General features: G+C 72.0%; 14 protein-coding genes and 1 pseudogene. 11 read left to right on the top strand and 4 right to left on the bottom strand.

Annotated elements, in window-relative coordinates:
* The first annotated feature begins 114 nt into the window (after positions 1–114).
* Together AB0L89_RS04110 and AB0L89_RS04105 are read left to right on the top strand one after the other, a co-directional pair.
* Positions 115–1,905, top strand: a complete 1,791-nt coding sequence (locus tag AB0L89_RS04110; RefSeq protein ID WP_365133817.1) for a phosphatidylglycerol lysyltransferase domain-containing protein — start codon at positions 115–117, stop codon at positions 1,903–1,905.
* A complete protein-coding gene (locus AB0L89_RS04105) occupies positions 1,902–2,666 on the top strand; it encodes a hypothetical protein (protein WP_365133814.1) in 765 nt (254 codons plus the stop codon). Before AB0L89_RS04110 ends, AB0L89_RS04105 begins: the two co-directional genes overlap by 4 nt.
* Here AB0L89_RS04105 and AB0L89_RS04100 read toward each other — a convergent pair.
* Positions 2,630–3,370, bottom strand: a pseudogene (locus AB0L89_RS04100) (hypothetical protein); the annotation flags it as partial. The gene AB0L89_RS04105 and the pseudogene AB0L89_RS04100 overlap by 37 nt on opposite strands.
* A gap of 67 nt (positions 3,371–3,437) precedes the next feature.
* Here AB0L89_RS04100 and AB0L89_RS04095 point away from each other — a divergent pair.
* The 7 genes from AB0L89_RS04095 to AB0L89_RS04065 all read left to right on the top strand — a co-directional run bounded on the left by AB0L89_RS04095 (position 3,438) and on the right by AB0L89_RS04065 (position 14,255).
* A complete protein-coding gene (locus AB0L89_RS04095; protein WP_365133812.1) occupies positions 3,438–4,220 on the top strand; it encodes an adenosylcobinamide-GDP ribazoletransferase in 783 nt (260 codons plus the stop codon).
* A gap of 146 nt (positions 4,221–4,366) precedes the next feature.
* Entirely contained in the window at positions 4,367–5,905 is a 1,539-nt protein-coding gene (locus tag AB0L89_RS04090) for a leucyl aminopeptidase (protein ID WP_365133809.1), read from the top strand.
* 300 nt (positions 5,906–6,205) lie between these two features.
* On the top strand, positions 6,206–7,594 hold the full coding sequence (gene lpdA, locus AB0L89_RS04085) for a dihydrolipoyl dehydrogenase (RefSeq protein WP_365133806.1): 1,389 nt from the start codon (positions 6,206–6,208) through the stop codon (positions 7,592–7,594).
* A 59-nt stretch (positions 7,595–7,653) separates the two neighbouring features.
* Positions 7,654–9,408, top strand: a complete 1,755-nt coding sequence (sucB, locus tag AB0L89_RS04080) for a 2-oxoglutarate dehydrogenase, E2 component, dihydrolipoamide succinyltransferase (protein ID WP_365133803.1) — start codon at positions 7,654–7,656, stop codon at positions 9,406–9,408.
* Positions 9,409–9,548: 140 nt separating this feature from the next.
* Positions 9,549–10,172 carry a GntR family transcriptional regulator gene (locus tag AB0L89_RS04075; RefSeq protein WP_365133800.1) on the top strand — a complete coding sequence of 208 codons (624 nt, stop codon included), beginning with the start codon at positions 9,549–9,551 and terminating at the stop codon, positions 10,170–10,172.
* A 316-nt stretch (positions 10,173–10,488) separates the two neighbouring features.
* Positions 10,489–13,188, top strand: a complete 2,700-nt coding sequence (gene aceE, locus AB0L89_RS04070) for a pyruvate dehydrogenase (acetyl-transferring), homodimeric type (RefSeq protein WP_365133797.1) — start codon at positions 10,489–10,491, stop codon at positions 13,186–13,188.
* Between the two features lie 95 nt (positions 13,189–13,283).
* On the top strand, positions 13,284–14,255 hold the full coding sequence (locus tag AB0L89_RS04065) for a YafY family protein (RefSeq protein ID WP_365133794.1): 972 nt from the start codon (positions 13,284–13,286) through the stop codon (positions 14,253–14,255).
* On the opposite strand, the gene AB0L89_RS04060 is transcribed toward AB0L89_RS04065, so the two are convergent.
* Entirely contained in the window at positions 14,246–15,220 is a 975-nt protein-coding gene (locus AB0L89_RS04060; RefSeq protein ID WP_365133791.1) for an SDR family oxidoreductase, read from the bottom strand. The genes AB0L89_RS04065 and AB0L89_RS04060 overlap by 10 nt on opposite strands.
* A 134-nt stretch (positions 15,221–15,354) precedes the next feature.
* Between AB0L89_RS04060 and AB0L89_RS04055 the strand changes: the two genes are divergently transcribed.
* Positions 15,355–15,876 (top strand): DUF4240 domain-containing protein, encoded by a 522-nt coding sequence (locus AB0L89_RS04055; protein ID WP_365134014.1) that lies wholly within the window; start codon positions 15,355–15,357, stop codon positions 15,874–15,876.
* A gap of 27 nt (positions 15,877–15,903) precedes the next feature.
* On the opposite strand, the gene AB0L89_RS04050 is transcribed toward AB0L89_RS04055, so the two are convergent.
* The gene (locus AB0L89_RS04050; protein ID WP_365133788.1) at positions 15,904–16,707 is read right to left on the bottom strand and encodes an SDR family oxidoreductase; all 804 of its coding nucleotides are present in this window, start codon (positions 16,705–16,707) and stop codon (positions 15,904–15,906) included.
* Between the two features lie 138 nt (positions 16,708–16,845).
* On the opposite strand from AB0L89_RS04050, the gene AB0L89_RS04045 reads away from it, so the two are divergent.
* Positions 16,846–17,496, top strand: coding sequence for a TetR family transcriptional regulator (locus tag AB0L89_RS04045; protein WP_365133785.1), 651 nt, complete (start codon positions 16,846–16,848; stop codon positions 17,494–17,496).
* A gap of 25 nt (positions 17,497–17,521) precedes the next feature.
* On the opposite strand, the gene AB0L89_RS04040 is transcribed toward AB0L89_RS04045, so the two are convergent.
* A complete protein-coding gene (locus AB0L89_RS04040; protein WP_365133782.1) occupies positions 17,522–18,655 on the bottom strand; it encodes a PP2C family protein-serine/threonine phosphatase in 1,134 nt (377 codons plus the stop codon).
* Positions 18,656–18,686: the final 31 nt, after the last annotated feature.

The raw sequence follows: 18,686 nt of genomic DNA, 5'->3' as shown, positions 1-18,686 counted from the left end.
CGACCGCCGGCGCCTCACCGACCGCACCCGGAACCGGGGTTGCGCCCACCTGTTCCGCCCTGCGGAACACCTGCCCACAACGGCGCCCCGCACTTGCCCATATGATCCCTTTTCATGGGAGATGAGCAGGTCGTCGCCGGGCGACAGAAAACACGGACCGCCATACAGCGTCGTGCCGCGGGGTTCGCCGTCTGGTATCTGCGCGCGGTCACCTTCATCAACTTTCTCAGCGCGGTCTGGGTCTCCCTCGGACAGGACCTGCGGCAGCACAACACGGAGAACTTCTTCACGCCGTACCTGCTGACCGCCGGTTTCGCCTCCGGCCTGTTCACGCTGTTCCTGGCGATCACCATGCGGCGCCGCAAGCGCGCCGCGTGGATCCTCAACCTCGTGCTCAGCGGGCTCTTCCTGCTGCTCTTCGCCTTCGCGATGGTCTTCCCCGAGATCCGCCAGTACGCGCAGAACTGGATCTCGCTCGTCCTCACCGCCGCGTTCGTCGCGTCGCTCGTCCTCGGGCGCAAGGAGTTCTACGCCAAGGGCGACCGCTCCAACCCCAAGCTGGCGTCGGTCGTCGCGGTCGGCGGGCTCCTGGTGACCTCGCTGATCGCCACGCTGCTCGTCACCGTCACCAACACCGCGCACGACGACTACCGCTCGACCTTCCTGGACCGCTGGCGCTACGGCGTCATGCGCCTGGTCTCGCTGGCCGCCGACGACAAGCGCTTCGAGGGCATCACCACGCCCGGCTGGGTCAACGTCGCCATCAACATCCTGAGCGCGCTGCTGCTCTGCGCGGTGCTGTACGCCGCCTTCCGCTCGCGCCGGGCCGTCGACCCGCTCACCGAGGAGGACGAGGAGAAGCTGCGCGCGCTGCTCGCCCAGCACGGCGAGCGCGACTCGCTCGGCTACTTCTCGCTGCGCCGCGAGAAGAGCGTCGTGTGGTCCCCCACCGGCAAGGCGGCCGTCGCGTACCGCGTCGTGGGCGGGGTCTCGCTGGCCTCCGGCGACCCCATCGGCGACCCGGAGGCCTGGCCCGGCGCCATCGACCCCTGGCTCGCCGAGGCCCGCGAGCACGGCTGGATCCCCGCCGTGATGGGCGCGAGCGAGGAGGCGGGCACGATCTACGCCCGGCACGGCCTGGACGCCCTGGAGCTGGGCGACGAAGCCATCGTGGAGATCGCCGCCCGAGGCGAAGCCTCCAAGGAACACTTCACGCTGGAGGGGCGGGCCATGCGCACCGTCCGCCAGGCGTACAACCGCGTGAAGCGCGCCGGGTACACGGTCCGCATCCGCCGCCACGAGGACATCCCGCACGAGGAGATGGCCGAGCTCCTGCGGCGCGCCGACGACTGGCGCGACGGGGCGACCGAGCGCGGCTTCTCGATGGCGCTGGGGCGGCTCGGCGACCCGGCGGACGGGCAGTGCGTGATGCTCGAATGCACGGACGGCGACGGCGAGTTGCGGGCGCTGCTCTCCTTCGTCCCCTGGGGCCCGCGCGGGCTCTCCCTCGACCTGATGCGCCGTGACCGGGACTCCGAGAACGGCCTGATGGAGTTCATGGTGATCGAACTCCTCCAGCACGCCCCGGAGATCAGGATCACGCAGGTCTCGCTCAACTTCGCGATGTTCCGGTCGGTCTTCGAACGTGGGTCGCGGCTCGGCGCGGGACCGGTCCTGCGCCTGTGGCGTTCGCTGCTCAGTTTCTTCTCGCGGTGGTGGCAGATCGAGTCCCTCTACCGGGCCAACGCCAAGTACCGCCCGATCTGGGAGCCTCGCTTCCTCCTCTTCGAGAAGAGCGTCGACCTGCCGCGCATCGGCATCTCCTCCGCTCGCGCGGAGGGCTTCCTTGAGGCGCCGGGTCTGCCGAAGTGGATGCACCGCAAACATCTGGAGTCGAGACGATGAGCACCCTGGCCCGCTACGCCCGCGCCGAGTGGGGACCGCTGTTCTCCACCGTGCGCGACGCGCTCGTCGCCCGGCGGCTGCGGGCCGTGCCCATGACGCTGACGGCGGTCTGTCTGACCGCGCTGTTCCAGTACGTCCAGAACCAGCCCTGGGGCTATCAGTTCATCCAGAACATCGGCTCCGTGCGCGCCGAGGAACCGCTCTGGCTGGCGCTGGTCCGCACCCCGCTCTCCCTCTTCGTGCCCGCGCTCGACCTGCCGGTGTGGGGCGCGCTCGCGCAGATCCTGCTCGTCTTCGGGATCGCGGAGATCTGCCTGGGCCGGTGGCGCACGCTCGCCATCGGGTACGCGGCCACGCTCGCCGGCACGCTCTACGCGCGCGTGGGCATCGAGCTGGGCCCCCAGAACCCCATCGGGCTGCCCGCCTCGGACGCGCAGGTCGTCGACACGGGCCCCTCGGCCGCCGTCGTCGGCCTCGCCGTCTTCGTGTGCTGGCGCTACCGGGCGTACGTCACGGCCGCCCTGGTGGTCGCCGTGATGGTCCTCGAAGTGCTGGTCAAGAACAACCTCGCGGGCCGGGAGCATCTGGCGGCGATCGCCGCGATCCTCGTGCTGTGCGCGGTCTCGGCCGTACGTCACCGGGGCGGCGGTGGCGGCACGCGGTCGGGCTCGGGGGCCGACTCGGGCTCGGGGTTCGGCTCCGGACCCGGGGCCGGTCCCGGGTCGGGGGCCGGCTCCTTGAAGCCGCCCACCCAGTCCTGAAATCTGCGGCGCTTGCCCGACCAGCGGCGGTCGTGCCGGTAGGCGCGCAGTCCGGCACGCGCGCGTGCGCGGTGCCGGTTGCGGTAGAAGCGCCGCGCCCACGCCGAGCCGGGCCGGGCGAGCCGGATCGCCCCGACCAGCGCGACGAACGGGATCACCATGCCGATCAGGGCGGTCCGCAGCTTGCCCTTGAGCAGCGCGATCAGGGCGAACCCGCAGTTGATGCCGATGTTCAGCGCGAACAGGGCGCGGTTGTGCCGCTCGGTGACCGTCAGGTCGTTGACCCCGAACGGCGTGAAGCCGGTGAGCACCAGCACCACCAGGGCGGCCGTGAGCATGACGACCTCGACGCTCTTACGGCCCTGCTCGCTCCAGTAGACGTCGTCGAGGTGGAGGATCAGCGCGAACTCGTCGAGCACGAGGCCCGCGCCGATGCCGAAGATGACGGCGGCGTACAGCGGCCCGGCGCCGTGCCGCCCCGCGGCCACCGCCCAGAACCCGCCGACCAGCATGAGGAAGATGCCGGGCACGACGTGGTGGATGTGCACGTCGCCCGAGCTGATGTTCCGGAAGGGCCCCTTGCCCGCCCGGATCAGGCGCGTGATGGTCCGGGTGACCAGGAACGACCCCACGAAGGACAGCAGCGCGAGCAGCAGCGGCAGCTTCCCCGGCTCGACGATGTTCCGGTACCACCAGTCGTTCATGCGGCCATCCTCCGTCCCTGAAGAGCGATCCGCAGGGCGGGGCGTTCCCCCGGGGTAGCCTTCCGCGGTGTCCAGAACCTCCCCCGCCGACGGCATACGCTTCGCCTTCGGCACCCTCACCGCGCTCCCCGTCCGCGTCACGAAGTGGGACCGCGACGCCGCGCGGGGCGGCATGCAGTGGGCGCCCCTGGCCGGTCTCACCATCGGCCTGTTCGCCGCCGCGGTCGGCGGCGCCCTGACGCTCCTCGGCGCGGGCCCGCTCCTGGCCGCCGTGGCGACCGCCGCGACCCCCGCGGCCCTCACCCGCGGCCTGCACCTCGACGGCCTCGCGGACACCGCCGACGGGCTCGGCAGCGCCAAGCCCGCCGACGACGCGCTGCGCATCATGAAGCAGTCCGACATCGGTCCCTTCGGCGTCATCACCCTGCTCTTCGTGCTGCTCGCCCAGGTGGCGGTCCTCTGCCAGCTGTACGAGCGGTCCTGGGCCCAGGGCGCGCTCGCCGCCGTCGTCTCGGCGACCGCGGCGCGCCTCGCGCTGACGCTGGCCGCCCGCACCGGAGTGCCGCCGGCCCGCCCCGAGGGGCTCGGCGCCGCCGTCGCCGGGGTCGTCCCGCGCACTCGTGCCCTGCTGGTCACCGCGGTCGTGACCGGCGGCGCGGCGGCCTGCGGCGCGCTCCTCGGCCCGGCCGGCGCCGTGCGGGGCGCGGCGGCCGTCGTCCTCGCGCTCGGCGCCGCGGAGTTGCTGCTGCGGCACTGCGTACGGCGGTTCGGCGGGGTCACCGGAGATGTGTTCGGTGGCCTCGCGGAGACGGCCGCGACGGCGGCCCTGGTGGTGCTCGCGCTCGGCTGACGAGGGGTTCGGCCGAGGCCCGGGCGTGCCCGACACCCCGTCGAACACGCACAGTGAGGCGCACCGCAGCGCTCACGGGCGTAGGCTCGCGACGGGCTCACCACCCCACAGCCCGTCGAAACTCACTGAAAGAGGACCTCACCACCGTGACTGCTCTGACTCTCAGCACCGCCGCCGCGTCGGGTCTGCGTGCCGACGCGATCGTCGTCGGTGTCGCCAAGGGCGCCAAAGGCGCGGTCGTCGCGTTCGGCGCCGAGGCCGTGGACAAGGCGTACGACGGCAAGCTCGCCTCCGTCCTGGAGACCCTCGGCGCCAGCGGTGCCGCGGGCGAGGTGACGAAGCTGCCCGCGCCGTCCGGTTTCAAGGCCCCGGTCGTCGTCGCGGTCGGCCTCGGCGAGGTCCCGGAGAAGGACGAGACGTACGGCACGGACGCGCTGCGCAGCGCCGCCGGTTCAGCCGCCCGCGCCCTGACCGGCGCCAAGAAGGCCGCGTTCGCGCTGCCCGTCGAGGACGCCGAGGACATCGGTGCCATCGCGGAGGGCGCGCTGCTCGGCGCGTACTCCTTCGACGCCTACAAGGACCAGGGCGACGCCAAGTCCGCGAAGAAGAACGGCAAGGGTGCCAAGGCGCCGCTCGCCGAGGTCGCCCTGCTCGGCGGCAAGCCCCGCGACAAGGCGTACAAGGCCGCCGTCGAGCGCGCCGTCGCCGTGTCCGAGGAGCTGAACCGCGCCCGCGACCTGGTGAACACCCCGCCGAACGACCTCAACCCCGAGGCCTTCGCGGCGGTCGCCACCGCGGCCGCCAAGGAGCACGGCGTCAAGATCCAGGTGCTCGACGAGAAGGCGCTCGCCAAGGGCGGCTACGGCGGCATCCTCGGCGTCGGCGCGGGCTCCGAGGCCCCGCCGCGCCTGGTGAAGCTCTCCTACACGAGCTCCAAGGCGAAGAAGCACCTCGCCTTCATCGGCAAGGGCATCACGTACGACTCGGGCGGCATCTCGCTCAAGCCCGCCGGTCACAACGAGACGATGAAGTGCGACATGGCCGGTGCCGCGGCCGTCTTCGCCGCCGTCATCGCCGCGGCGCGCCTGGGCCTGGAGGTGAACGTGACCGGCTGGCTGGCGCTCGCCGAGAACATGCCGTCCGGCTCCGCGACCCGCCCCGGCGACGTCCTGCGCATGTACAGCGGCAAGACCGTCGAGGTCCTCAACACCGACGCCGAGGGCCGCCTGGTCCTGGCCGACGCGATCGCCAAGGCCTCCGAGGACAAGCCCGACGCGATCGTCGACGTGGCGACGCTGACCGGCGCCATGATGGTGGCGCTCGGCAACCGCACCTTCGGCATCATGTCGAACGACGACGCCTTCCGTACGTCGATCCACGAGATCGGCGAGGAGGTCGGCGAGCCGACCTGGCCGATGCCGCTCCCGGCCGACCTGCGCAAGGGCATGGACTCCCCCACCGCCGACATCGCCAACATCGGCGAGCGCATGGGCGGCGGCCTGGTGGCCGGTCTCTTCCTCCAGGAGTTCGTGGGCGAGGGCATCACCTGGGCCCACCTGGACATCGCGGGCCCGGCCTTCCACGAGGGCGCCCCGTACGGCTACACCCCCAAGGGCGGCACCGGCTCCGCGGTCCGCACCCTGGTGCGTCTCGCCGAGCACACCGCCGCGGGCGACCTGGGCTGATCCACGCGAGCCCGCCCCGGGGCCCCGGACGTCCACACGTCCGGGGCCCCGGGCGATTTCGCCCTCGACGAAATCCGTACGTTCATACGCAGTGGTAACCCCCACAGACGGTGGATCAGACGTCTCACAGCCTGGCCCGGCGTCCCGTCTCCGGCCGACAAGTGCGAAGATGGGTTCTCGGCAGGACAGGGCCCCCACCAAAGGGCCGAAACAAGAGCGGCCGAATACCAGCCGACCGACCGGTCGTCCCCCGCGAAAACAGGGGTCCGGCGTACGGCGCACATGCATGGAGGACGTGACGTGGCGAACGACGCCAGCACCGTTTTCGACCTAGTGATCCTCGGCGGCGGTAGCGGCGGTTACGCCGCGGCGCTGCGCGGAGCTCAGCTGGGCCTGGACGTCGCCCTGATCGAGAAGAACAAGCTCGGCGGCACCTGCCTGCACAACGGCTGCATCCCCACGAAGGCGCTGCTGCACGCCGGCGAGGTCGCCGACCAGGCGCGCGAGGCCGACCAGTTCGGCGTGAAGGCCACCTTCGAGGGCATCGACATCGCGGCCGTCCACAAGTACAAGGACGACGTCATCTCCGGCCTGTACAAGGGCCTGCAGGGCCTGGTGGCCTCCCGCAAGGTGACGTACATCGAGGGCGAGGGCAAGCTCTCGTCGCCGACCTCCGTGGACGTCAACGGCCAGCGCATCCAGGGCCGCCACGTCCTCCTCGCGACCGGCTCCGTGCCGAAGTCGCTGCCGGGCCTGGAGATCGACGGCAACCGCATCATCTCCTCGGACCACGCGCTGACCCTGGACCGCGTGCCGGAGTCCGCGATCATCCTGGGCGGCGGCGTCATCGGCGTCGAGTTCGCCTCGGCGTGGAAGTCCTTCGGGACCGACGTCACGGTCATCGAGGGCCTCAAGCACCTCGTGCCCGTCGAGGACGAGAACAGCTCCAAGCTTCTTGAGCGCGCCTTCCGCAAGCGCGGCATCAAGTTCAACCTCGGCACGTTCTTCGAGAAGGCCGAGTACACCGAGAACGGCGTGCGCGTCACCCTCGCCGACGGCAAGACCTTCGAGGCCGAGGTCCTCCTGGTCGCCATCGGCCGCGGCCCCGTCTCGCAGGGCCTCGGCTACGAGGAGCAGGGCGTCGCCATGGACCGCGGCTACGTCCTGGTCGACGAGTACATGCAGACCAACGTCCCGACGATCTCGGCGGTGGGCGACCTGGTGCCGACCCTCCAGCTCGCGCACGTCGGCTTCGCCGAGGGCATGCTGGTGGCGGAGCGCCTGGCCGGTCTGAAGACCGTCCCTGTCGACTACGACGGCGTGCCCCGGGTGACGTACTGCCACCCCGAGGTCGCCTCCGTGGGCATCACCGAGGCCAAGGCCAAGGAGATCTACGGCGCGGACAAGGTCGTCGCCCTCAAGTACAACCTCGCGGGCAACGGCAAGAGCAAGATCCTCAAGACCGCGGGCGAGATCAAGCTCGTCCAGGTCAAGGACGGTGCCGTCGTCGGCGTCCACATGGTCGGCGACCGCATGGGCGAGCAGGTCGGCGAGGCCCAGCTGATCTACAACTGGGAAGCGCTGCCGGCCGAGGTCGCCCAGCTCATCCACGCCCACCCGACGCAGAACGAGGCGCTGGGCGAGGCCCACCTCGCCCTGGCGGGCAAGCCGCTGCACTCCCACGACTGATCTCAGTCATCGGGCGCGACGACCAGACTTCCGCAATTTCGTAAGGAGCAACTGAAACCATGGCGGTTTCCGTATCCCTTCCGGCGCTCGGCGAGAGCGTCACCGAGGGCACTGTCACCCGTTGGCTGAAGGCCGAAGGCGAGCGCGTCGAGGCCGACGAGCCGCTGCTCGAGGTGTCGACCGACAAGGTCGACACCGAGATCCCCTCGCCGGCCTCCGGCATCCTGGCCTCCATCAAGGTCGCCGAGGACGAGACCGTCGAGGTCGGCGCCGAGCTCGCCGTCATCGATGACGGCTCCGGCGCCCCGGCCGAGGCTCCGGCCCCGGCCGCCGCCGAGGCCCCCGCGCCGGCCGCCGAGGCCCCCGCCGCCCCGGCTCCCGCCGCCGAGGAGCCCGCCGCCCCGGCCGCCCCCGCCGGCGGTTCCGCCGAGGGCACCGACATCACGCTGCCCGCGCTCGGTGAGTCCGTCACCGAGGGCACCGTCACCCGCTGGCTGAAGGAGGTCGGCGAGGAGGTCGCGGCCGACGAGCCCCTCCTTGAGGTCTCGACGGACAAGGTCGACACCGAGATCCCCTCGCCGGTCGCGGGCGTGCTGCTCGAGATCGTCGTCGGTGAGGACGAGACCGCCGAGGTCGGCGCCAAGCTCGCCGTCATCGGTGCGCCGGGTGCCGCCCCGGCCGCCGCCGCTCCGGCTGCTCCGGCCGCGCCCGCCGAGGCTCCGGCTCCGGCCGCTCCGGCCGCCCCGGCTCCGGCTCCCGCCGCCCCGGCCGCGCCCGCCGCCGCCGCTCCGGCCCCGGCCCAGCCCGCGGCTCCGGCTCCGGCTCCCGCCGCGCCTGCCGCTCCGGCCGCCGCTCCCGCCGCCCCGGCCCCGGTCACCCCGGCCGACGACGGTGCCTACGTGACCCCGCTGGTCCGTAAGCTCGCGTCCGAGAACGGCGTGAACCTCTCCGAGGTCAAGGGCACCGGCGTCGGTGGCCGCATCCGCAAGCAGGACGTGCTCGCCGCCGCCGAGGCCAAGAAGTCGGCCCCGGCTCCGGCCGCCGCCGCTGCTCCGGCCGCCTCGAAGGCCCCGGCCCTGGAGGTCTCCCCCCTCCGCGGCCAGACGGTCAAGATGACCCGCATGCGCAAGGTCATCGGCGACAACATGATGAAGGCCCTGCACTCGCAGGCCCAGCTGACCTCGGTCGTCGAGGTCGACATCACCAAGCTGATGAAGCTGCGCGCCAAGGCGAAGGACTCGTTCGCGGCCCGCGAGGGCGTCAAGCTCTCCCCGATGCCGTTCTTCGTCAAGGCCGCCGCCCAAGCGCTGAAGGCCCACCCGGTCATCAACGCCCGGATCAACGACGACGAAGGCACCATCACGTACTTCGACTCGGAGAACATCGGCATCGCCGTGGACGCCGAGAAGGGTCTGATGACGCCGGTCATCAAGGGTGCGGGCGACCTGAACATCGCCGGTATCTCGAAGAAGACCGCCGAGCTGGCCGGCAAGGCCCGTGGCGGTGGCCTCACCCCGGACGACATGTCCGGCGCCACCTTCACGATCTCCAACACCGGTTCGCGCGGCGCCCTGTTCGACACGGTCATCGTGCCGCCGAACCAGGCCGCGATCCTCGGCATCGGTGCCACGGTCAAGCGTCCGGTCGTCATCAACCACCCGGACCTCGGCGAGACCATCGCGGTCCGTGACATGACGTACCTGTCGCTCTCCTACGACCACCGTCTGGTGGACGGCGCGGACGCCGCCCGCTACCTGACCGCGGTCAAGGCGATCCTGGAGGCCGGCGAGTTCGAGGTCGAGCTCGGCCTGTAGGTCACCCGTGAGGCGCTGTAACACTCGTCTCATCAGCGCGTACGCCCCCGTCCGGAGGTTTCCGGACGGGGGCGTCGCCGTATTGTCTAGGGGTCACAAACGCCCTGGGGCGCCTGCCTGCCCCTGCCTGAGGAGCCCACATGACCGCGCCCGTCGTTCACTCGCTGCGCGAACAGATCCGCGAGCACATCGTGGAGGGGATCGTCAGCGGGCGCTGGAAGCCGGGCGAGCGCATCGTGGAGCGCCGGATCGCGGTGGAGCTCGAGGTGTCCCAGACACCGGTCCGCGAGGCGCTGCGCGAGCTGGAGACGCTGCGGCTCATCGAATCGGCCCCCAACAAGGGCGTCCGCGTACGGAACCTGACCGCGGCGGACCTGGAGGAGAGCTACCCGGTCCGGGCGGGCCTGGAGGCGATCGCCGCGGAGCTGGCGGCCGAGAAGCTCGCCGAGGACTGCTCGGCCCTCGAACCCCACGTCGCGGCCCTCTACGAGGCGGACCGCGCCGCGGACGGCACCGGGCAGGTGCGGCACACGGTCGCCTTCCACCGCGAGCTGGTGCGCGCCGCGGACAACTCCGTCCTCCTCCACACCTGGGAGGGCCTCGGCATCGAGGTCTTCACGGCCCTGTCGATCCGCTGGCTCGGCACGGTCCAGCAGTCGTACGCGGAGGAGCACGAGGCCCTCGTCTCCGCCTTCCGCCGCCGCGACCCCGCGATCGCGGACCTGGTCAAGTCCCACGTCCTCGGCTGCGCGCCGCGGGCCTGAGGCCCCTCGGCCGCGGAATGCGCTCATCCGTGGCGCCGCCGTCGCGGATGTGCCCTCCGGATGTGGCGCCAGACACCCTCTCACCTGCGTAAACCCTGGGAATCGAAGGCACCCCGTGCCCAGTTTCATGGCACCCGATGCCGACTTTGTCGATGTCGAGGAGTTTTCGCCTTCAACCCTTTGATCGATCATCGATCACGGAGTTACAGTCTCCGACGGGCTCCCACCAGAGCCTCACGCCCTGTCCTGCCAAGACAACGGGCACCCCCACCCCTTACCGAACAGGGGACCCCCTCCGACTCAGGAAGGCGGCGCAATGACCGACCCCTCCGCAATCCAGCCGAGCGAGCTCGACCAGCTCCCGGACCGCGACCCCGAGGAGACCGCCGAATGGCAGGCCTCCCTGGATGCCGTCACCGAGGCGGCCGGGCCGCACCGTGCCGCGTACCTGATGCGCCGCACGCTGGAGCGCGCCGAGGGCGCGGGCCTGGCGCTGCCCAAGCTGCTCGAGACCGACTACGTCAACACCATCCCCACCTCCGCCGAGCCGTCCATCGACGGTGACGAGGAGATGGAGCGGAAGATCACCGCGTGGAACCGCTGGAACGCCGCCGCCATGGTGACGCGCGGCTCCAAGCACGGCGTCGGCGGCCACATCGCCACCTTCGCCTCCGCCGCGTGGCTCTACGAGACCGGCTTCAACCACTTCTTCAAGGGCAAGGAGGGGGACGGGTCGGGTGACCAGCTGTACATCCAGGGCCACGCCTCCCCCGGCATCTACGCCCGCGCCTTCCTCGACGGCCGCCTCGACGAGGCGCAGCTCGACAACTTCCGCCAGGAGGCGGGCGGCAACGGCCTCCCGTCGTACCCGCACCCGCGCCGCCTGCCCTGGCTGTGGGAGTTCCCGACCGTCTCCATGGGTCTGGGCCCGCTCTCCGCCATCTACCAGGCGCGCTTCAACCGGTACCTCACCAACCGCGGCATCAAGGACGTCTCCGCCTCGCACGTGTGGGCGTTCCTCGGTGACGGCGAGATGGACGAGCCCGAGTCGACGGCGGCCCTCGCGCTGGCGAGCCGCGAGGGTCTGGACAACCTGACCTTCGTCATCAACTGCAACCTGCAGCGCCTCGACGGCCCGGTCCGCGCCAACTTCAAGATCGTGCAGGAGCTGGAGGCCCAGTTCCGCGGCGCCGGCTGGAACGTCGTGAAGTCGCTGTGGGGCAACGCCTGGGACGAGCTGTTCCAGCTCGACACCACGGGCGCCCTGATCCGCCGCATCCGCGAGGTGCCGGACGCGCAGGTGCAGACGTACCAGACGCGCGACGCCGCGTACATCCGCGAGGACTTCTTCGGCAAGGACCCGGCGCTCGTCGAGATGGCGAAGCTGCTGTCCGACGACAAGATCCTGGAGTGCTTCCACCTCTCGCGCGGTGGCCACGAGCCGCGCAAGGTCTACGCCGCGTACAAGGCCGCCCTGGAGCACAAGGGCGCCCCGACCGTGATCCTGGCGCAGACCGTCAAGGGCTTCACCCTGGGTGAGGGCTTCGCGTCGAAGAACGCGAACCACCAGATGAAGAAGCTCACGACGGACGAGTTCAAGAACATGCGTGACCTTCTTGAGCTGCCGATCTCGGACTCCCAGTTCGTCGACGGCGTGGTCCCCTACGGCCACCCCGGCGCCGACGCCCCCGAGGTCCGCTACCTCCAGGAGCGCCGCGCGGCCCTGGGCGGTCCCGCCCCGGCCCGCCGCACGCAGCCGCTGCCCGCGCTGCCGCAGGCCGCCGACAAGACGTTCGCCTCCTTCGACAAGGGCTCCGGATCGCAGTCGGTGGCGACGACCATGGCCTTCGTACGCCTGGTCAAGGACCTCGTACGCGACAAGGAGACCGGCAAGCGCTGGGTCCCGATCGTCCCGGACGAGGCCCGCACCTTCGGCATGGAGTCGCTCTTCCCGTCGCTCGGCATCTACTCCCCCAAGGGGCAGACGTACGAGCCGGTCGACCGCGACCAGCTGATGTACTACAAGGAAGCCAAGAACGGCCAGATCCTCAACGAGGGCATCACCGAGGCCGGTTCGATGGCGGACTTCATCGCCGCCTCGTCGTCGTACGCGACGCACGGCGAAGCGATGATCCCGTTCTACATCTTCTACTCGATGTTCGGCTGGCAGCGCACGGCCGACCAGATGTGGCAGCTCGGCGACCAGCTGGGCCGCGGCTTCCTGGTGGGCGCCACCGCCGGTCGCACCACGCTGACCGGTGAGGGTCTGCAGCACGCCGACGGCCACTCGCCGGTGATCGCCGCGACCAACCCGGCCGCCCTGTCGTACGACCCGGCGTTCGCCTACGAGATCGCCGCGATCGTCAAGGAGGGTCTGCGCCGCATGTACGGCGAGGCCCACGAGGGCGAAGACCAGGACGTCTTCTACTACCTCACGGTCTACAACGAGCCGATGCCGCAGCCCGCGAAGCCCGCGGGCGTCGACGAGGGCATCGTCAAGGGCCTGTACCGCTTCAACACCGTCGAGTCGGCCGGTCTGGACGTGGCCGCCGCCAACGCGCCGCGCATCCAGCTCATCGGCTCCGGCACGGCGATCCACTGGACCCTTCAGGCCCAGAAGCTGCTCGCCGAGGAGTGGGGCGTGGCCGCCGACGTGTGGTCCGCGACGTCCTGGACCGAGCTGCGGCGCGACGCCCTGGAGGCGGACGAGGCGCTGCTGCGCGGCGAGGAGCAGGTGCCGTACGTGCGCCAGGCGCTGCAGGGTGCCGAGGGCCCGGTCCTCGCCGTCTCCGACTACATGCGCCAGGTCCCCGACCAGATCGCGCAGTGGGTCGAGCAGGACTACTCCTCGCTCGGCGCGGACGGCTTCGGCCTCTCCGACACGCGTGAGGCGGCGCGCCGTCACTTCGGCGTCGACGCGCAGTCGATCGTCGTGGCCGCGCTGGCGCAGCTCGCCCGCCGCGGCGAGGTGCCGGCGTCCGCGGTGAAGGAAGCCCGCGCGAAGTACGGGCTGTAGAAGTACGGGCTGTAAGAGCCCACCGCATACGGGTGCGGGCCCCTGCCGTCGGCGGGGGCCCGCATCCGTATGCGCGTCACGGCATCATGGGACCCATGCGCGCTGCCCGCCTCATCAAGATGGTGCTCCTGCTCCAGGCACGGCCCTCCATGACCGCCGCCGAGCTGGCCGCCGAGCTGGAGGTGTCCGAGCGGACCATCACGCGCGACGCGCAGGCGCTGTCGGAGGCGGGCGTTCCCGTCTACGCCGACCGGGGCCGCACCGGCGGCTACCGGCTGATCGGCGGCTACCGCACCCGCCTGACGGGGCTCGGGCGCAGCGAGGCCGAGGCGCTGTTCCTGTCCGGCGTGCCGGGCGCGCTGCGGGAGATGGGCCTGGAGGACGCCGCGTCGGCGGCCCGGCTGAAGGTGTCGGCGGCGCTGATGCCCTCGCTGCGGGACGCCTCGCAGAACGCGGCGCAGCGGTTCCATCTGGACGCGCCGGGCTGGTTCAAGGAGACGCACGCGCCCGAGCTGCTGCCCGCGGTCGCGGACGCGGTGTGGGACGACCGCCGGATCACGGCCCGCTACCGGCGCCAGGAGTCCGAGGTGGAGCGGGAGTTGGAGCCGTACGGGCTCGTCCTCAAGGCGGGTGTCTGGTACCTGTGCGCGCGGGTGCCGGAGTCCGGGTCGTTCCGCGTGTACCGCATCGACCGCTTCACGGCGGTCGCCTCGGGCGAGGAACGCTTCGTGCGCGACGAGGAGTTCGACCTGCCTGCTTTCTGGGACGAGCGCGCCGAGCAGTTCGCGCGGGCGATCCTGCGGGCCGAGGTCGTGCTGCGGCTCTCCGAGGCGGGGGTGCGCAGGCTGCCGTACGCCACCGGTGCCGCGTCCGTGCACGAGGCGCTGGCGGCGGCGGGTGAGCCCGACGCGACGGGCCGGGTGACGGTCACCCTGCCCGTCGAGAACGAGGACGTGGCCTATACGCAGCTCATGGGGCTCGGCCCGGAGGTGGAGGTCCTGGCGCCCCCGAGTCTGCGCACACGCTTCGCGGACGCCACGGCGCGGACGGCGGAGCTCTACCGGTAGCCGGTGACGTCCGCCTCCTTGCCCGCCTGTTCGACCTCCGCGATGTAGCGCCAGGCGTCGGGCCGCGAGCCGTCCACGTCGGTGAAGCCGTACTCCTTGGCGAGTCCGCCGCTGGAGAGGGACGCGCCGTTCCAGCGCCGCACGTCGGGGTCGGCGGCGAGCGCGACCAGGGCCCGGCCCACGAACGTCGGCGTCTCGGAGATCGCGAAGTGCGGGTTCTGCTCGGTGCCGTCGAGCCAGTTCTCCTCGGTCACCTTGAAGGCCGTGTCGAGCATGAACTCCGAGCGCAGCCAGCCGGGGGTGAGGCAGAGCGCCGTACAGCCGTACTCCTTGACCTCCTCGGCGAGGCCGGTCGTCATCCGCAGCGGGGCGGCCTTGGCGAGGTCGTAGTAGAAGGGCTTGCGGTAGTTGGCGCCGTTGTACTCCGCGGTGCCGTCGGTGACCTCGACGACCAGGCCGCCGGGGTTCCTGATCAGCAGCGGCAGCGCGTACCGGCTGGTGACGATGTGGGTCTCCATGCCGAGGCGCAGGATGCGCAGCCCCTTGTCGAGGTCGTGCTCCCACATCTTCTTGTCCCACTCGACGTGGATGTCGCCGCCCCAGATGTCGTTGACCAGGATGTCCAGGCGGCCCTGCTCGCGGTCGACGCGTTCGACGAGGGCCGCGACCTGCTCGGGCTCCAGGTGGTCGGTGGGCACGGCGACGCCCTTGCCGCCGGCGGCGTCCACCAGCTCGGCGGTCTCCTCGATGGTCTCGGTGGTCCGGCCGATCTCGCTGGTGTGCTCGCGGGTGGTGCGGCCCGTGACGTAGACGGTGGCTCCGGCGCGGCCCAGCTCCACGGCCATCGCGCGGCCCGCGCCGCGGGTGGCGCCGGCGACGAGGGCGATCTTTCCGGTGAGGGGCTGCGCGGAGTCCTGCCGCGGGGTGTCCGACTGTGCCGTCTTCGCGGCGTTCGTGGTCGTCATGTGGTCAAAGCTGCCACCAAAACCCGACACCTGCTGTCGGTCTTTCCATCGGCATGTGCACGCATAACGAGACAGCCGCATTCCGGCGCACTCCGCGTGCGCCCCCACTCCCCAGGGCCGATGCTGGATCCGTGATGGACGAGACGGAGTTCTGGGAGATCGTGGACCGCACCCGCGAGGCCGCCGGCGGCGACCCCGAGGACCACGCCGAGCTGCTCGTCGAGAGACTGCTGCGGTCCGACCCGGACTCCGTCCTCGACTTCGCCCGTCACTTCGAGTCCCGCTACAACCGCGCCTACCGCTGGGACCTGTGGGGCGCCGCCTGGGTGCTGCTCGGCGGCGCGAGCGACGACGCCTTCGACTACTTCCGGTGCTGGCTGATCGGCCAGGGCCGGGAGGTCTTCGAGGGCGCGGTGCACGACCCGGACGCCCTCGCCGACCTCCTGGACGACTTCGACGAGGAGCTGGACGGCGACGGCGAGGAGCTCGGCTACGCCGCGGACGAGGCGTACGAGCAGCTCACCGGGGTCGTCGGCCCGGACCTGGGGATTCCGCCCGCGCCGCCGGAGCCGGAGGGCACGCCCCTCGACTTCGAGGACGACGCGGTGATGGCGCAGCGCTATCCGAAGCTGTGGGACCGGTTCATGGCGGACTGAGTGCCGCCCGCGCGGCCCCACGGCCGGTCAGAAGTGCGTGCCGCCGTCGATGCGGACCTCGGTGCCGGTGATGAAGCGGCCGTCGTCCGAGGCGAGCATCGCGACGACGGAGGCCACGGTCTCGGGTCCGGCGAAGCCCTGGCCGAGCGCGGGCGCGAGCTTCACGAACAGGCTCATGTCGGCGTCCTCGGGCAGACCGGGGCCCGTGCTCTGCCTGCTGGCCCCGGAGCCGTCGGTCATCCCGGAGGAGATGGAGCCGGGCTGCACGGCGGTGAAGCGGATGCCCTGCTTGCCGTACTCACTGGCCAGCGCGTGCGTCATGGACTGGATGCCGCCCTTGCTCGCCGCATAGGCCGCCATGTACGGGTGGGCGAACATCGCGGACGTGGAGCTGAAGTTGACGACGGCGGGGCCGTCTCCTTCGAGCAGCGCCGGGATGGCCTCGCGGATCATCAGGAACGTGCCGGTGAGGTTGACGGCGATGACCTGGTTGAAGGCGTCGAGGGTGGTCTCGTGGGTGTGCGAGGAGCGCAGGATGCCCGCGGCGTTGACCAGGACGTCGAGGCCGCCGAGCGCGGCGGTGGCGGCGGCGACACCGGCGCGGACCGAGGCCTCGTCGGCGATGTTCACCACGACGGTGGTGAGGCGCTCCGCGGCGGCGCCGGCCTTGGCGACGGTGTCCTTCAGGCCGTCCTCGCTGACGTCGGCGGCGACGACGCGGCCGCCCTCGGCCAGCATGCGCAGGACGGTGGCCTGGCCGATGCCGGAGCCGCCGCCGGTGACCAGGGCGCGACGGCCTTCGTAACGGTGGGGGTTGTACTGGGCGCTCATGGCCTTCTCCACTTCCGCGGCGCTCGCGTCGCGACTGTCGTGCTTCGACTTCGTACTACACAGTACGCCCGGGTGGCACAATGTGCCACATAGTCCAAACATGCCTTCAGGGCCGCGTGTCGGCGTAGGCTTCGAGGTGTGAGCACTCAGTCGTCCACCCCGCCCCTCTCCCTCACGGAGCGCCGCAAGCTGGCCACCCAGCTGGAGATCGCGCACGCCGCGGCCGAGCTCTTCACCGCGCACGGGCCCGACGGCACGACGGCCGAGGCCATCGCGGGCCGCGCCGGGGTCGCGCTGCGCACCTTCTACCGCTACTTCCGCAACAAGCAGGACGCGGTGGGCCCGCTGCTCGCCGTCGGCGGGGAGCGGTGGCGCGCGCTGCTGGCCGCGAGCGAGCCGGGCGCGGACCTCCCCGGGGCCCTGGAGCGCGCGGTCTCCGAGGCGCTCGCCGCGCCGGACGAGGCCGCCGCGGCCGGGCTGCGGCAGGCCCGCGGGCTGCTGCGCGCCGCCGTGGACGACCCGGCGCTGCGGGCGGTCTGGTACCGCGTGAACCAGGAGTCGGAGGAGCGGCTGCGTCCCGTCGTCGCGGGGCTCGCGGGCGAGGACGCGGACCCCCTGGAGGTCCGCCTGGCCGCCGCGGCGGCCACGGACGCGATCCGCATCGCCCTGGAGACCTGGGCGGAGTCGGACGCGGACGTCACGGGTCCGGGCTCCCCCGCGGACCTCGCGGTGCGGTGCCTGCGGGAACTGATGGGCGGGATGCGGCTGTTGACGCGGGCGCGCGCCTGAGGGCGCGGGGCCGCGAGGACCGGGGCTAGGCGGCGCCCCCGCCCTCCCCTCCCGGGTCCGGCGCGAAGACCATCATCGTCACGTCGTCCCTGATCCGGCCCGCGTGACGGGTCACATCCGTCCAGACGCGGGCCGTGAGCTCCGCCGGGTCGTCCAGGAGCGCCGGGTCGGCCTTGACCAGCTCGGCGAGCCGGCCCACCAGGGGGTAGAACCGGCCCGCCGCGTCCCGCGCCTCGATCACCCCGTCGGTCAGGCCGAGCAGCAGGTCGCCGTCGAGCAGCGGCACCGTCAGGCGCTCGGGCGGGGCCACGCCCGCGATGCCGAGGCCGAGCGGCGGGCCCGGCGGCACGGCGGGCTCGATGACCTCGGCGCCGCGCAGCAGCAGCGGCGGCGGGTGCCCGCAGGACAGGACGCGGACGACGGAGGAGTCGTCGGGGAACTCCAGGAGCACCGCCGTCGCGAACAGCTCGGCGTGCTCCTCCTGCGCCGAGTCCACGACGAGCCTGCGGTCCAGGCGGGCCGCGACGCCCTCCAGGTCGGGCTGGTCGAGGACCGCCTCGCGGAACGCCCCGAGCAGCGCGGCGACCGTGCCGACCGCGGCGAGCCCGTGCCCCTGCACGTCGCCGACCAGCGCGCGGACGCCGCACGGCCCCCGGCGGACGTCGTAGAAGTCGCCGCCGACCAGCGTGCCGCGCTGCGCCGCCCGGTACAGGCCCGCGCAGCGCACCGCCCCCACCCGCTCGGGCAGCGGGGGCAGGACCGCGAGCTGGGCGGCCTCGGCGGCGCTGCGCACGGTCACCAGCTGGGCGTCGCGGCGGCTGCGCAGCCAGGAGAAGAGCACGCTGAGCAGCGCCACGAACGCGACCGTCGCCGCGTCGCTCTCCCCCGGCCGGTCCAGCCCGAAGCCCGGCAGGGCGATCAGCGCGATGGCGGCGCCGCCGAAGACGGCGGTGGCGGCGGGGCCGTACGCCAGGGCGGCGAGCGGCGGGACGGCGGCGAGCAGGAAGCCGAGGTCGACCGGCTTGGGGGTGGCCACCTGGACCACGCAGATCACGGCCAGGAGCACCGGCGGGGCACCCCGCACCCAGCGGGGCGGCGGCGCACCGCGCAGCCAGCCCCACTCCTCCTGGTCCCGACGGCTGGCCGCGGCCCTGGTCACCGGTGCGCTCCTTCCCGCGTACTCTTCACGC

The organism is Streptomyces sp. NPDC052114 (assembly GCF_040680155.1).
Taxonomy (GTDB): Bacteria; Actinomycetota; Actinomycetes; order Streptomycetales; family Streptomycetaceae; genus Streptomyces.
The sequence above is the reverse complement of the archived record's forward strand: the minus strand, read 5'-3'. Positions and strand labels throughout refer to the sequence as shown.